The sequence below is a fragment of the Nocardioides sp. NBC_00163 genome, from assembly GCF_045206295.1.
Lineage (GTDB): Bacteria > Actinomycetota > Actinomycetes > Propionibacteriales > Nocardioidaceae > Nocardioides.
Genome location: NZ_CP108155.1, coordinates 5,175,111 through 5,190,186 on the forward strand (window position 1 = coordinate 5,175,111; position 15,076 = coordinate 5,190,186).

Consider the following 15,076-nt stretch of genomic DNA (forward strand, 5'->3'; position numbering starts at 1 on the left):
CTCTGCGGATCCGTGGCGTTGTCAGCCCGTAGCTCTGCCAAAGAGCTGGGGGAGAACACACACCAGACGAAGCCGTGCGATGGGGGTCGAGGCGGTGACGAACCAGAAGCACGTGCCGGTGATGCTCGACCGCATCGTCGACCTGCTCGCGCCGGCGCTCGCCGATGGTGGCGTGCTCGTCGACTGCACGACCGGTCACGGTGGTCACACCGAGGCCGTCCTCGAGCGGATCCCTGGATCACGCGTGATCGGCATCGACCGGGACACCTATGCCCTCGGCATCGCGGGGGAGCGGCTGGCCCGCTTCGGCGACCGGTGGACAGGCGTCCACGCGGTCTACGACGAGATCCTCGACGTCGTCGCCGGGCAGGGCCTGGACGAGGTCCAGGCGGTCCTTTTCGACCTCGGTGTCTCCTCGATGCAGCTCGACCAGCGCGAGCGTGGCTTCGCCTATGCGGAGGACGCGCCGCTCGACATGCGGATGGATGCCACCCGGGGTCAGACCGCGGCGGACGTCCTCAACAACTACTCCGCGGCGGACCTGACCCGGATCCTGCGGGACTACGGCGAGGAGAAGTTCGCCAAGAAGATCGCATACGCCATCGTCAAGCGTCGCGAGACGGTGCCGTTCACGACGAGCGGGCCTCTGGTGGAGCTTCTCTACGCGGAGATCCCGGCACCTGCCCGTCGCACCGGCGGACATCCGGCCAAGCGCACCTTCCAGGCGCTGCGGATGGAGGTCAACGACGAGCTCGGGGCGCTGCGTACGGCACTGCCGGACTCTCTCGAGGCCGTCGGCGTCGGGGGCCGGGTGGTGGTCGAGTCCTACCACTCGCTCGAGGACCGGCTCACCAAGCGGGCCTTCACCGAGGCGACCAAGCTGGACGTACCTCCCGACATGCCGTTCGTGCCGCCCGAGGCCGAGCCGTCGTTCCGCCTGCTCACCCGTGGTGCCGAGCAGGCCAACGAGGCCGAGATCGAGGAGAACCCGCGCGCCGCCTCGGTGCGACTGCGCGCGGTGGAGCGCGTCAAGCCCCGAACCAACCCAAGAGCCAATACAGCCAAGTCGAACCCTGGAGCAGCCAGATGAGCATCGCCGCCGCGCCACAGGCGCCCGTGCGCAGCCCGGACCGGGCCAACGAGACGACCCAGACACGGCTCACCGCCGTGCCGGCGCCGCTGCCTGCCCCGATGGCGCCGCGGTTGCCGTTCGTCGTGCTCGTCTCGATGCTGCTCATCGGTGGCGTCGTGGGTCTGCTCGTCTTCAACACCTCCATGCAGCAGTCGGCCTTCCAAGAGGCGCGCCTCCAGGAGCAGGCGACCACGCTGGCTGCACGGGAGCAGGCGCTCGACGGTGAGCTGAAGAAGATGGAGGACCCGCACAAGATCGCCGCCAAGGCGAAGGATCTCGGCATGGTCGTCCCGCAGAACGCGGCCATGCTCCGGGTCCCCGAGGCGAAGATCGAGGGCGAGGCGGCCGCGGCCGACAGGTCTGCGACGCCGCCGCTGCACCCGAAGGTCGCCAAGCCCTACAGCGTGCTGGTCGCCGAGCAGAAGGCGGCCGAGGCGGCCGCCGCGAAGAAGAAGGCGGCCGAGCTCGCCGAGAAGAAGCGCGAGCAGGAGGCGGCCGAGAAGCAGACGGCCGAGGAGCAGCAGCGTACGTCTTCGGGCGAGGCTCGGTAGGGGAGCGGAGCGATGGCCCAGCGACAGGTCAAGCGGAAGGTCCGCCGGCCGGCGCGCAGCTCTGCCTCGAGGTCAACGCCGAAGGCGACGCAGCGACGCGGGCCGGTGCACATCCGGCTCCGCGTCGGCTTCATCCTGGTGGCGATGGTGCTCTCGGTCTTCGGGGGCCGGCTGGTGCAGCTGCAGGGCATCGACCCGCACTCGTACGCCGCGATGGCGGCCGCCGAGAACGTCGTCGATGTCGTGCTGCCGGCCGAGCGCGGCGAGATCCTCGACCGTGACGGCGAGGCGCTGGCCGACTCCTCCGACGGGCTGATGGTGCTGGCCGACCCGAAGCAGACGAAGAAGGACGCCCCGGCGATCGCCGCGTTCCTGGCCAAGGAGCTCGGCGTCGACTACGCCTCGGCGCTCGCGAAGCTCCGCAAGGACGGCAGCCGGTTCCAGTACATCAAGCGTCAGGTGCCCGCGACCCAGGCGACCGCCGCGGTCGAGAAGGCGGGCAAGGAGGGCTATCAGGGGCTGTGGACCAGCCGTGACCCGCTGCGCAACTACCCCAACGGCGACGTCGCGGCCAACCTGGTCGGCTTCCTCGGCAACGACCAGCGCCCGCTGGCGGGCCTGGAGGCCGCCTTCGACAAGCACCTGGCCGGCAAGGACGGGCATGCGGAATACGACGCGACCAGCCCGGTAAGCGGCACCCGGATGCCGCTGGGCACCAACAACCGCGTCGCTCCCGTAGACGGCGACGACCTGAAGCTCACCCTCGACCGCGACCTGCAGTACTACGTGCAGCAGACCCTGATGGAGGCCGTGCAGAAGTCGCGCGCCGAGTCGGGGATGGCGGTGGTCATGGACACCCAGACCGGCGAGATCCTGAGTCTGGCCGACTACCCGACCTTCGACGCCCGTGATCCGGGGGCATCACCGAACACGCTGCGCGGGAGCAACGCGCTCTCCAACGTCTACGAGCCCGGCTCGGTGCAGAAGGTGCTCACCGTCGCCGGCCTGCTCGACCAGGGGCTCGTCTCGCCTTCGACCCGGCTCAAGGTGCCGGGGTCCTATCGCTCGGGCGACGCCGACATCCACGACTGGTACGAGCACGGCATGGAGAAGCTCACCCTGGCCGGGGTGATCGCGAAGTCCTCCAACATCGGCACCGTGATGGCCGCGAACAAGTACGAGGACGGCCAGCTGCGCGACTACCTCTCCGCCTTCGGCCAGGGCCGGCGCACCGGCCTCGGCCTCGACACCGAGTCGGCCGGTCTGCTCGCCTCGCCGGAGACCTGGAACCCGGCCGACGAGGACCGCATCGACTTCGGCCAGTCGATCTCGGTCAACGCCGTGCAGATGACCGCCGCGCTCAACACGATCGCCAACGGCGGCGTACGCATCGACCCCAGCCTGATCGCCGGGAGCGCCACCAACAACTCCGGCATCGAGGTCGGCACCGACACCGCGGATCGCACCCGTGTCGTCTCCGAGGAGGCCGCCTCTCAGACCGCGGAGATGATGGAGCGGGTCATCAACGACCCGGACAACGCCACCGCTCCGCAGGCAGCCGTCCCCGGCTACCGCGTCTCCGGCAAGACCGGCACCGCGCAGCGGGTCAACTCCGAGTGCAAGTGCTACGACGGCACCACCACGGTCTCCTTCGGCGGCTTCGCCCCCACCGACGACCCGCGGTTCACGGTCTACGTGGCCATCCACAACCCCGGCAACGGCGGTGGCGGTGGCACCGTCACCGGCCCGGTCTTCTCCCAGATCATGTCCTTCGCCTTGCGCCGCTACGGCGTCCCGCCGACCGGCACCGAGCCTTCGAAGATGCCCACTGGTTGGTGAGTTGCGCCGGTTGCAGGAATACCCGGTTCACCGGGTATTCCTGCACTTCTCGGGCAATGCAACACCGGAGAAGTGCAGGCATTGCCTGTGCGCTGTGACGGATGAGACAGTTGATCCGTCGAATGCATAACATAGGTATGTTATGTTTCTTCTGTGTGCACGACTTCTGCCTCCGGACGTGACCTGTCGCTCGCCCTCGAGAAGGTGGTGCGACTGGTGCGGGAGGTGTCGACCGCGGGGGACGTGTCGCCGACGGCGGCCACGGTGCTGGCCGGGCTGGCGAGGACGGGACCGCAGCGGGTCACGGACCTGGCAAAGGTCGCCGGGGTGTCCCAACCCGCGATGACGCAGCTGGTCAACCGGCTCACCCAGCAGGGGATGCTCGCCCGGGTCGCCGACGACGCCGACAGGCGGGCGGTCCTCGTCGAGGTCACCGACACCGGACGAGAGGTCCTCGAGACCAGGCGCGGGCAGCGAGCCGGTGTGCTCGACGCCGCCCTGGCCCGGGTCTCCGTCGAGGACCGTGCCGCCATCGCGGCTGCACTGCCCGCACTCGACCGGCTCGTCGACGCCGTGCTCGATTCCTGACGCGCCGGCCTGCCGGCGACGCGTACGAAACCAACGTCTGAGAAGAGGCAAGAAAAATGAGCTCCCACCAAGGGGCAGCTGCCGCAAGTCCGTTCAAGCAACCACGCGCCGTGTGGGCGGTCGCGTTCGCGTGCGTGGTGTCGTTCATGGGCATCGGGCTCGTCGACCCGATCCTGCCGGTGCTCGCCGAGGAGCTGGCGGCGACGCCCGCCCAGGTGTCGCTGCTGTTCACCAGCTACCTCGTGGTGACCGCCGTGGCGATGATCGGCGTCGGCTGGGTCTCCAGCCGGATCGGCGCCAAGTGGACGCTGATCCTCGGCCTGGTGCTGATCGTGGTGTTCGCCGGGCTGGCCGGGACCGTCGACGGCGTCGACGGCATCGTCGGCTTCCGGGCAGGCTGGGGCCTGGGCAACGCGCTGTTCATCTCCACCAGCCTCGCCGTGATCGTCGGCTCGGCGACCAGCGGGTTCGCGGGGGCGATCATCCTCTACGAGACCGCGCTCGGCCTCGGCATCGCGGTCGGTCCGCTCCTCGGCGGCGTCCTCGGGGGCATCTCCTGGCGCGGCCCGTTCTTCGGCGTCTCCGCGCTGATGGCGATCGCGCTGGTCGCGACGCTGGTCTTCCTGCCGCCGACGCCCAAGCCGGAGAAGAAGGTCACCCTGCTGGCACCGCTCGCCGCGCTGCGCCACCGCGGGCTGCTGACGATGGGCATCATGGCGCTGCTCTACAACTGGGGCTTCTTCACCCTGCTCGGCTACGCGCCCTACCCGATGGGCCTGCACGACCCGCTCCAGCTCGGCTGGGTCTTCTTCGCCTGGGGCATCCTGGTCGCCGTCTTCGCCGTGTGGGGTGCGCCGTGGGCGCAGCGCCGCTTCGGCACCGCACCGACCCTCTACGTCAACCTGCTCGGTCTCGGCGCACTGCTCGCCGTCATCGGCCTCGGCGTCTCCTCGCCGACCGTGGTCATCGTGGCCGTGATCCTGTCCGGCATCTTCGTCGGCCTCAACAACACGCTCACCACCCAGGCGGTCATGCTGGTCTCGCCGGTGGAGCGGCCGATCGCGTCCTCCGCCTACGGTTTCGTACGCTTCATCGGCGGCGGCCTCGCACCCTTCGCCGCGGGCAAGATCGCCGAGGCGACCGACCAGTCGGTGGCCTTCTGCGTCGGCGCCGCGGCCTTCCTGATCGCGATCCCCGTCCTGGCCAGCGGCCACAAGCTGATCACGGCCGCCGAGTCGGCCGAGACCGCAGAGCCGGTCGCCCCGACGCTCGAGCCCGTCGGCCCGGTCCGCGGTGAGGGCCGGCCGGTGCTGGTCGCCGTCGGCGCCACCCTCGACGCCGACGCCGTCGTCGACCGGGCCGCCGAGATGGCCGCCGCCGACGGCGCACCGCTCGAGGTGGTCCACGTCCGCGAGACCGAGGTGGTCGAGGAGTTGGCGATCGACGCCGAGGAGCCGGAGATGGCCGCTGCGACCGTACGCGCCCACCTGGACCGCCTCGCCGCCCGCGGCGTGACCGCGACCGGCCTCGTGCTGCACAGCGTCGGCGACCACGCCAGCGCCGGGATGGTGCTGGCCAGGTACGCCACCGAGGCCCGGGTCCGCGCGATCGCGCTCGGCTCCTCGCCCCGAGGCCGCGCCGCTCAGCTCGCCGACGGCTCGATCACCTCCGCGGTCGTGCGGAACGCCGGCGTACCCGTCGTGCTCGTCGTTCCCGGCCAGGAGCCGCACGAGCTCAGTGCAGCAGCACTGACCCAGCTCCGCCACGCCTGAACGCGAGCCGAGACGCCACGCCTGATGTCGGCCCGGCGGGACCTGGTCCCGCCGGGCGGATAACCTTCGCCAGGTGAGCAGTGCGTACGAGACGGCGGATCCCAAGAGCCCGACCCGCCCGCGAGTGACCGAGCCGGTGACGCTGGCCGAGCTGGCCGGCGAGTTCGGCCTGGAGGTACGGGGCGAGGCCCGCGTCACCGGGGTCACGCTGAGCTCCCAACGGGTGCTGCCCGGCGACCTCTACGCCGCGCTCCCCGGGAGCCGCGCGCACGGCGCCAGCTACTCCGCCAGTGCCGTCGAGGCCGGAGCGGTCGCGGTCCTCACCGACGCCGCCGGCGCCGCCGAGCTGGAGGCCCAGGGCCTCGGCGAGGTGCCCGTGCTGCTCGTCGAGAAACCGCGCAAGGTGCTCGGCTCGCTCTCGGCCCGCGTCTACGGCAACCCGTCGGGCAGGCTCCGGCTGATCGGGGTCACCGGCACCCAGGGCAAGACGACGACCACCCGGTTGGCCGAGAGCGCGCTGCTCGACGCCGGCCACCGCGCCGGTGTCATCGGCACCGTCGGCACCCGGATCGGCGGCCGCGACGTGAAGACGCCGCTGACCACGCCCGAGGCTCCCGACCTGCACGGTCTCTTCGCCCGGATGGTCGAGGAGGGGACCGAGGCGTGCGCCATGGAGGTCTCCTCCCACGCCCTGGTCATGGGGCGCGTCGACGGGGTCGTCTTCGACGTCGCGGTCTTCCTCAACCTGGGCCGCGACCACCTCGACTTCCACGAGACGGTCGAGGACTACTACGCGGCGAAGGCCGACCTGTTCACCCCGGAGCGGGCAATGTTGGGCATCGTCAACATCGACGACGAGCACGGCCGCCGCCTCGCCGCCGAGGCGACCATCCCGATCCTCACCTATGCGCTGCACGACGACACCGCCGACTGGCGCGCCACCGACGTCGAGCTGCGCCCTGACGGCTCGAGCTTCACCGTCCATGGCCCTGACGGCCTGGAGTTCCCGGGCGCCAGCCCGCTGGCCGGCGACTACAACGTCAGCAACACCCTCGCCGCCCTGGCGAGCATCCACCACGCGTACGGCGACGAGACGGTGGTACGCGATGTCGCCACCGCCCTTGCGAAGGGCTCCGGCGTCCCAGGACGGCTCGAGCGGATCGACGAGGGCCAGCCGTTCACCGTCGTGGTCGACTACGCGCACAAGCCGGACGCGGTCGAGGCCGCGCTCGGCACGCTCCGTCCGCTGACCGAGTCCCGGCTGATCGTCGTGATCGGGGCCGGGGGAGACCGCGACACCGGCAAGCGGCCGATCATGGGGGAGATCAGCGCGCGGCTGGCCGACCACGTGATCGTCACCGACGACAACCCCCGCACCGAGGATCCGGCGAGCATCCGGCGACAGGTGCTGGACGGCACCACCGGCGGCAGCGCGAGCGTCGAGGAGATCGGTGACAGGCGGGCCGCGATCGTCCGCGCGATCAGCCTCGCCGAGCCCGGCGATATCGTCGTCGTCGCAGGTAAGGGGCATGAGACGGGCCAGGAGATCAACGGCGTCACCCACCCGTTCGACGACCGCGAGGTCGTGCGTACGGCGTTGGCGTCACAGTGATCGATGTGCTGATACGGCGGGGTGCCGCAGAGCCGGCGAGCCCGTAGGGAAGAATGCCGGGGGCCGGTGTCTTCGCTATGCACACCGGCCCGGGGGCAAGGACCAGGAACGGCATGGCAAGGAAGGCACCCGGCTGACATGAGAGCGATCTTGCTGAGCGGAGCGATTGCGCTTCTGTTCTCGCTGCTCGGCACCCGATTTGCGATCGTCCAGTTCACGAAGTTGGGCTACGGCCAGGAGATCCGCGAGGACGGTCCGACCACCCACCACGTCAAACGTGGCACCCCGACCATGGGTGGCGTTGCCGTCGTGATCTCGGTGGTGGTGGGCTTCTTCAGCGCCAAGCTGCTGACCGGCGACGCACCGAGCGCGACGGCCTACCTGCTGGTCTTCCTGCTGGTCGGTATGGCCGCGGTCGGCTTCGTCGACGACTTCATCAAGGTCTTCATGCAGCGCAACCTCGGTCTGCGCGCGTGGTCCAAGATGGTCGGACAGACGCTGGTCGCGGTGGGCTTCGGCGCGGTGGCGATCCACCCGGGCATGGCCAACGACGACGGCATCACGCCGGCGGCCGACCAGCTCTCCTTCATCCGCGACTTCGGTCCCCACTTCCTCGGCGGCGAGGGAGTGCTCTACTGGCTCGGCGGCGCCCTCCTGCTGGCGATCTTCTGGGTGATGGTCACCGGCACCTCCAACGCCACCAACCTCACCGACGGCCTCGACGGACTGCTGGCGGCCTCCTCGGCGATCGTCTTCGCCGCCTACACGATCATCAGCATCTGGCAGAACAACCAGCGCTGCGGCCGCCCGAGCGTGGAGATCGGCACCTGTTACGAGGTGCGCGACCCGCTCGACATGGCGATCCTCGGCGCCGCGATCAGCGGTGCCTGCATCGGCTTCCTGTGGTGGAACGCGAGCCCCGCGAAGATCTTCATGGGCGACACCGGCTCGCTCGCGCTCGGCTCGGTTCTGGCCGGGTTCGCGATCCTGTCGCACACCGAGTTCCTGCTGATCATCCTCGGTGGGCTCTTCGTGATGGAGACGTTCTCGGTGATCATGCAGACGGCCTGGTTCAAGATCACCCGCAAGGTGACGGGCACCGGGAAGCGGATCTTCCGGATCGCGCCCATTCATCACCACTTCGAGCACCTGGGCTGGGCGGAGGTCAACGTGACCATCCGGTTCTGGATCATCGCCGGCCTCTGCGTCGCGGCCGGTCTGGGAATCTTCTACGCCGAATGGGTGGCGACGATCTGATGACTGACCCCAACGCCAAGCTCGACAAGCTGGGCCGCAACGACTCCTGGGAGGGCGTGAAGGCGGTCGTGGCCGGCTTCGGCGTCTCCGGTTTCGCCGCCGCCGACAACCTCACCCACCTGGGCGCCTCGGTGATCGCGCTCGACGAGTCGCCGGGCGACGAGGAGCGCCAGGAGAAGGCCAAGCTCCTCGGCATCCTGGGTGCCGACGTACGCCTCGGCGAGGGCGCCACCCACGTGCTGCCCGACGACGTCGACGTCGTGGTCACCTCACCGGGCTGGAGGCCGACGGCTCCGCTGCTCGCCCAGGCGCGCGAGCGCGGGATCCCGATCTGGGGAGAGGTCGAGCTCGCCTGGCGGCTGCGCGACCCCGACAACGCCGCCCCCTGGCTGGCGGTCACCGGCACCAACGGCAAGACCACGACCGTGCAGATGCTCGACAACATCCTGCGTACCGCCGGGCTCCGGTCCGTCGCCGTCGGCAACGTCGGCCTGCCGATCGTCGAGGCCGTGATGGACCCCGAGCCCTACGACGTCTTCGCCGTGGAGCTCTCCTCCTTCCAGCTCCACTACACCTCCTCGATGGGCGCCGAGGCCGCCGTCGTCCTCAACATCGCCGAGGACCACCTCGACTGGTACCCCTCGATGAAGGAGTACGCCGCCGACAAGGGCCGCGTCTACGAGGGCGTCGAGCGGGCCTGCGTCTACAACGTCGCCGACGAGGCCACGCTGCACCTGGTCGAGGAGGCCGACGTCGTCGAGGGCGCCCGCGCGGTCGGCTTCACCCTCGGCACCCCGGCGGTGGGTCAGCTCGGGATCGTCGAGGACATCCTGGTCGACCGGGCCTTCATCGAGGAGCGTCAGACCTCCGCCGCGGAGCTGTGCCAGATCTCCGACCTCGCCTCCTCCGCCCCCCACTACGTCCAGAACGCGCTGGCCGCGGCCGCGCTAGCCCGGGCGCACGGGGTCTCCCAGGCGGCCGTACGCGACGGACTGAAGTCCTTCCGCCCCGACGGCCACCGCATCGAGGTCGTCGCCGAGGCCGGCGGCGTCACCTGGGTCGACGACTCCAAGGCGACCAACCCGCACGCCGCGCAGGCCTCGCTGCAGGCCTACGACCCGGTGATCTGGATCGCCGGCGGGCTGGCCAAGGGCGCCCGCTTCGAGGACCTGGTCGCCTCCATCCACGACCGGCTGCGGGCCGTCATCCTGATCGGCCAGGACCGCGACGTCATCGCCTCCGCCCTCGCCGCCCACGCCGGTGACCTGGAGATCGTCGAGCTCGACGACCCCGACGGCGTGGCCGCTCTCGCGGAGGCCGTCGAGATCGCCGCAGCCCTGGCCAAGCCCGGCGACACCGTGCTCCTGGCCCCCGGCTGCGCCAGCCAGGACCAGTTCCGCGACTACAAGGCCCGCGGCGAAGCCTTCGCCGACGCCGTACGCCGCCAGCTCTGACCCCACCCGCCTCGGCAGGGGCGACACGCGGGGGAGATGCGCCGCGAACGCGGAGACGGCGGCGAGAATGTAATGGACGTACGTCGCACCGCAACTGGGAGGTAGGCCGTGACGACCACCAGCCCCGACCAGACCGGTTCCGGCTCGGCCGAGCAGGCCAAGGCGTACCCGAAGTCGGTCCTCGGCTACCTCAAGGCCTGGTTCCACGCGCTGCGAGTGGCGCTGAACCGGCCGCTGGCCGCCTACTACCTGCTGCTCACCAGCACCGCCCTGCTGCTGACCATCGGGCTGATCATGGTGCTGAGCGCCTCGAGCGTGTGGGCCTACACCCAGATGGACAACTCCTACGCGATCGTCGGGCGGCAGGTGCTGTGGGTGATCATCGGCATCCCGTGTGCGTTCATCGCCTCCCGGATCCGGCCGAAGCACCTGCGACGGCTGGCCTGGCCGGGATACGTCATCGCCTGCGTGCTGCTCTTCCTGACGATCTTCCTGGGCCACGACGTCAACGGACAGCAGAACTGGATCGGGGCCGGCCCGGTCAAGATCCAGCCGAGCGAGATCGCCAAGCTGGGGATCGTGCTCTGGGCGGCCCACGTCTACGCCCTCAAGGAGCGCCGGCTCGACAGCCTCCACGAGGTGCTGATGCCGGTCCTGCCGGGCATCGCGCTGGCCACCGGGCTCGTCCTCGCCGGCCGGGACCTCGGCACCGCCCTGGTCTTCTTCGCGATCGTGCTCGGGATGCTGTGGGTGGTCGGGGCGCCCGGGCGGCTGTTCGGGATGGCGATCTCGATCATCGGTGTCTCGGTGCTGTTCCTGATCAGCACCGACACCGAGCGGCTCGCCCGATTGACCAGCTTCGCGGACCCGTTCAAGGACTACCACGGACAGGGCTGGCAGCCCTCCCACGGCCTCTACGCACTCAGCTCGGGCGGCATCCTGGGCCAGGGGATCGGGGCGTCGCAGCAGAAGTGGGGCGACCTGCCCGAGGCCCACACCGACTACATCTTCGCGGTGCTCGGGGAGGAGCTCGGCCTGGTCGGCACCCTGCTCGTCGTCGGCCTCTTCCTGACTCTCGCCTTCGCGCTGGTCAAGGTCGCGCGCCAGACCGACCGGCCGTTCGTACGCTACTTCAGCTTCGGCGTGCTGGTCTGGCTGCTGGGCCAGATGATCATCAACGTCGGCATGGTGCTCGCACTGCTGCCCGTCATCGGCATCCCGCTGCCGCTGGTCTCCTACGGCGGCTCGGCGCTGATCCCGTCGATGGTGGCGCTGGGCGTCGTGATCGGCTTCGCCCGTCGTGAACCGGCGGCGGCCGCTGCGCTGAAGCAGCGTAAAGCCTTGGCAAAGGATCGGGCACGCCAGGCAGCCGCTTACCGGTCCGCTCAACGCAACCGCTAAGTTCGGACGCATCATGAAGGCCCTCCTCGCCGGTGGTGGCACCGCCGGACACACATCCCCCCTGCTCGCCACGGCTGACGCCCTGCGCCGTCTGGACCCCAGCGTGGAGGTGACCTGCCTCGGCACGCCTCGCGGCCTGGAGAACCAGGTCGTTCCCGCCGCGGGCTACCCGCTCGAGCTGATCCCGCCGGTCCCGATGCCGCGCCAGCTCAGCAGCGACCTGCTGAAGGTGCCGGCCAACCTCAAGGGCGCGGTCGACGCGACCTACGAGGTGCTCGACCGGATCCGGCCCGACGTCGTCGTCGGCTACGGCGGGTACGTCTCGATGCCGGCCTATCTCGCCGCGAAGCGGCGCCACATCCCGATCGTCGTGCACGAGGGCAACGCGATGCCGGGTCTCGCCAACAAGGCAGGAGCCCGGGTTGCCGACCGGGTCGCGGTGAGCTTCCCGGACACCAAGCTGCCCAAGGCCGAATACATCGGGCTGCCGATCCGCCGGATGATCTCGACGATGGACCGCTGGGCGCTGCGCGCCGAGGCCCGCAGCTTCTTCGGGCTCGACCAGCACCGCCCCACGATCGTGGTCACCGGCGGCTCGCAGGGCGCCCGGACGATCAACGAGTCGGTCTCCGGCGCCTACCCGGCGCTGGCCAGCAACGGGATCCAGGTGCTCCACGTGATCGGCCCGAAGAACGAGCTGGTCTCGCCCGGCCCCGGCTACCATGTGCTCAACTACGTCGACCGGATGGACCTCGCGCTGGCGGCCGCGGACCTGATGATCTGCCGCTCCGGCGCCAACTCGGTGATCGAGGCGAGCGCCGTCGGGGTCCCGGCCGTCTACGTACCTCTCCCGATCGGCAACGGCGAGCAGGCCCTCAATGCCCGCGCCGTCGTCGACGCCGGCGGCGCCGTGCTCGTCTCCGACGCCGACATGAACGCCGCCTGGGTCACCAGCCATGTACCCCCGATCGTCACCGACCGCGCCCGCCTCGAGGCGATGTCGAAGGCCGCCAGCGACCTGGTGCCGCGCGACGCCGACGAACGGCTGGCGCGGATCGTGATGGAGACGGCGCAAGGAGGTAGGTCATGAGAGTTCCGGTTCCTGAGCACATCCTTCCCGCCGAGCATCTGGGCAGGGTCCACTTCATCGGCATCGGTGGCGCGGGTCTGTCCGCGATCGCCCGGGTCATGCTGGCCCGCGGGATCGAGGTCTCCGGCAGCGACGGCGCCGACTCGTCGATGGTCGCAGCGCTGCGCGAGGAGGGCGCGACCGTCTACGTCGGTCACGACGCCTCCCAGGTCGACGGCGTCGACACGCTGATCGTCTCCACCGCGATCCGCGAGGACAACCCCGAGTACGTCGCGGCCGTCGAGAAGGGTCTGCGGATCTACCCGCGCTCGGCCGGCCTGGCCTCGGTGATGGAGGGCCGCCGCGTCCTCGCCGTCGCCGGCACCCACGGCAAGACCACCACCACCTCGCTGCTGACCGTCTCCCTGCAGGCTGCGGGCGCTGCGCCGACCTACACCGTCGGTGGCGAGCTGGCCGCCTCGGGCACCAACGCCGCCGAGGGCTCAAGCGACCTGTTCGTCGCCGAGGCGGACGAGTCCGACGGCGCCTTCCTGGTCTACAAGCCGTACGCCGCGGTCGTCACCAACGTCGAGGCCGACCACCTCGACCAGTGGGGGACCGAGGAGGCCTACCGCGAGGGTTTCGCCCAGTTCGTGGGGCGGCTGGCTCCCGACGGGTTCCTGGTCGCGGTCATCGACGACCCCGGCGCCGCCGACCTGCGTCACGTCGCCCACTCGCTCGGCCGCCGCTTCATCGGCGTCGGTGAGTCGGAGCTGGCCGACGTACGCGCCGTCGACATCGTCCTGGAGGGCACCACATCCTCCTTCACCGTCGTCGACGGGCTCGACGAGCTGGGCCGGATCACGCTGCAGATCCCCGGGCGCCATTACGTCGCCGACGCGCTGGCCGCGTTGACCGTTGGCCTGCGTCTCGGTCACTCCTTCGACCTGCTCAAGGCGGGGCTGGAGTCGTTCACCGGCACCCGGCGGCGGATGGAGCGCAAGGGAGAGGCCGCAGGCGTACGCGTCTACGACTCCTACGCCCACCACCCCTCCGAGATCGCCGGCGACCTCGTCTCCGGCCGGTCCGTGGCGGGGCAGGGGCGGCTCATCGTCGCCTTCCAGCCGCACATGGTCTCCCGCACCCGGATCTTCGGCGAGGAGATGGGACGCGTGCTCGGCGCCGCCGACGAGGTCGTCGTCCTCGACGTCTACCTCGCCCGCGAGGACTACGACCCCGAGGTCACCGGCAAGCTCGTCGCCGACGCGGTGCCGCTGCCGCCCGACCGGGTCGTCAGCATCGCTGGGCTCGAGGAGGCCGCCGCCGAGCTGGCCCGCCGCGCCCGACCGGGTGACCTGGTTCTGACGCTCGGGGCAGGTACCGTGACCGAGGTGGGCCCGATGGTGCTCGCCAGGCTACGTACGGCAGAGCAGTAACGCTGGGGGAGGCGAGCATGGGGGAGAAGGGGTCGGGCGTCGAGACGGAGATCGCCGAGGCCTTGGAGATCGCCCAGTCGGCGTCGGGGGAGCGCGAGATCGACCTGGACTCGGAGGAGGCCAAGGGCGGTGCTGAGTCGAGCACCGAACCGGAGTCGGAGGAGTCTCAGGACGAGCCTGCGGCGGTCGATTCGGCGACCCTGAAGAGCCGTAAGGCCTTCGCCCGGCGCCAGTGGCGCCGGCGCTGGCTGGCGTGGCGCTATCTGATCGTCGGCACCCTGGTCATCGCGCTCCTGCTCGGTGGGATCTGGGCGGTCTACTTCTCCACCTGGCTGCAGGTCAAGGGCACCTCCGTGCACGGCTCGATGAAGATGACCAGCGCGAAGCAGGTCGTCGAGTTCGCGGCGGTCCCGGTCGGCGAGCCGCTGGCCACCGCTGACCTCGAGGCAGTGCAGGTGCGCGTGCTCAACGGGCTGCCGATGGTGCGCTCGGTCAACGTCTCGCGCGAGTGGCCCGACAAGATCCGGGTCGACGTCACCGAACGTACGCCGGTGGCCGTCGTCTCCATCGGCGGCCGGCTCCGTGCGCTCGACGAGACCGGCACCGTCTTCTGGGACTACAAGAAGGCGCCGCGAGGTCTGCCGATGGTGAACACCGTCACCGGCACCAACTCCGACGCACTCCGCGAGGCCGCCGCGGTGGCCTCGGCGCTCCCGCCCGACCTCGCCAAGACGGTCGACCACGTCGAGGTGACCACCGTCGACTCGATCTCCCTGGAACTGCGCAACGACAAGCGCGTGGTGTGGGGGAGCAGCGCCCAGTCCGACACCAAGGCCGACGTGCTGGTCGCGTTGATGAAGGCCGAGCCCGACGTGGCCCGCTACGACGTCTCCGTACCCGGCCAGCCCGTCACCAGCAAGAGCGTCGACTGATCCTCTACCGGACGGCAACGGATGGGCACAACT

At 70.3% G+C, this 15,076-nt stretch carries 12 protein-coding genes; all 12 read left to right on the plus strand.

The window, feature by feature from the left end:
* Nucleotides 1–79: 79 nt before the first annotated feature.
* The 12 genes from rsmH to OG801_RS24875 all read left to right on the plus strand — a co-directional run bounded on the left by rsmH (nt 80) and on the right by OG801_RS24875 (nt 15,043).
* Nucleotides 80–1,090 carry a 16S rRNA (cytosine(1402)-N(4))-methyltransferase RsmH gene (rsmH, locus tag OG801_RS24820; protein WP_355017912.1) on the plus strand — a complete coding sequence of 337 codons (1,011 nt, stop codon included), beginning with the start codon at nt 80–82 and terminating at the stop codon, nt 1,088–1,090.
* Complete coding sequence (locus OG801_RS24825) at nt 1,087–1,683, plus strand: hypothetical protein (RefSeq protein WP_355017911.1); 597 nt, start codon at nt 1,087–1,089, stop codon at nt 1,681–1,683. The genes rsmH and OG801_RS24825 overlap by 4 nt, the downstream gene beginning before the upstream one ends.
* Before the next feature lie 12 nt (nt 1,684–1,695).
* Complete coding sequence (locus OG801_RS24830) at nt 1,696–3,522, plus strand: peptidoglycan D,D-transpeptidase FtsI family protein (protein ID WP_406031777.1); 1,827 nt, start codon at nt 1,696–1,698, stop codon at nt 3,520–3,522.
* A gap of 153 nt (nt 3,523–3,675) precedes the next feature.
* Nucleotides 3,676–4,110 (plus strand): MarR family winged helix-turn-helix transcriptional regulator, encoded by a 435-nt coding sequence (locus OG801_RS24835; protein ID WP_406031778.1) that lies wholly within the window; start codon nt 3,676–3,678, stop codon nt 4,108–4,110.
* Nucleotides 4,111–4,166: 56 nt separating this feature from the next.
* On the plus strand, nt 4,167–5,882 hold the full coding sequence (locus OG801_RS24840; protein WP_406031779.1) for an MFS transporter: 1,716 nt from the start codon (nt 4,167–4,169) through the stop codon (nt 5,880–5,882).
* A gap of 151 nt (nt 5,883–6,033) precedes the next feature.
* Nucleotides 6,034–7,494: a UDP-N-acetylmuramoyl-L-alanyl-D-glutamate--2,6-diaminopimelate ligase gene (locus OG801_RS24845; protein WP_406036301.1), complete on the plus strand. Its 1,461-nt coding sequence runs from the start codon at nt 6,034–6,036 to the stop codon at nt 7,492–7,494.
* Between the two features lie 138 nt (nt 7,495–7,632).
* Nucleotides 7,633–8,751 (plus strand): phospho-N-acetylmuramoyl-pentapeptide-transferase, encoded by a 1,119-nt coding sequence (mraY, locus tag OG801_RS24850; protein ID WP_406031780.1) that lies wholly within the window; start codon nt 7,633–7,635, stop codon nt 8,749–8,751.
* Complete coding sequence (murD, locus tag OG801_RS24855) at nt 8,733–10,205, plus strand: UDP-N-acetylmuramoyl-L-alanine--D-glutamate ligase (protein WP_406031781.1); 1,473 nt, start codon at nt 8,733–8,735, stop codon at nt 10,203–10,205. The genes mraY and murD overlap by 19 nt, the downstream gene beginning before the upstream one ends.
* 108 nt (nt 10,206–10,313) lie before the next feature.
* Entirely contained in the window at nt 10,314–11,606 is a 1,293-nt protein-coding gene (gene ftsW, locus OG801_RS24860; protein ID WP_357355996.1) for a putative lipid II flippase FtsW, read from the plus strand.
* A gap of 13 nt (nt 11,607–11,619) precedes the next feature.
* Nucleotides 11,620–12,696: an undecaprenyldiphospho-muramoylpentapeptide beta-N-acetylglucosaminyltransferase gene (gene murG / locus OG801_RS24865; RefSeq protein WP_406031782.1), complete on the plus strand. Its 1,077-nt coding sequence runs from the start codon at nt 11,620–11,622 to the stop codon at nt 12,694–12,696.
* A complete protein-coding gene (gene murC, locus OG801_RS24870; protein ID WP_406031783.1) occupies nt 12,693–14,111 on the plus strand; it encodes a UDP-N-acetylmuramate--L-alanine ligase in 1,419 nt (472 codons plus the stop codon). The genes murG and murC overlap by 4 nt, the downstream gene beginning before the upstream one ends.
* 17 nt (nt 14,112–14,128) lie before the next feature.
* Nucleotides 14,129–15,043, plus strand: coding sequence for a cell division protein FtsQ/DivIB (locus OG801_RS24875; RefSeq protein ID WP_406031784.1), 915 nt, complete (start codon nt 14,129–14,131; stop codon nt 15,041–15,043).
* Nucleotides 15,044–15,076: the final 33 nt, after the last annotated feature.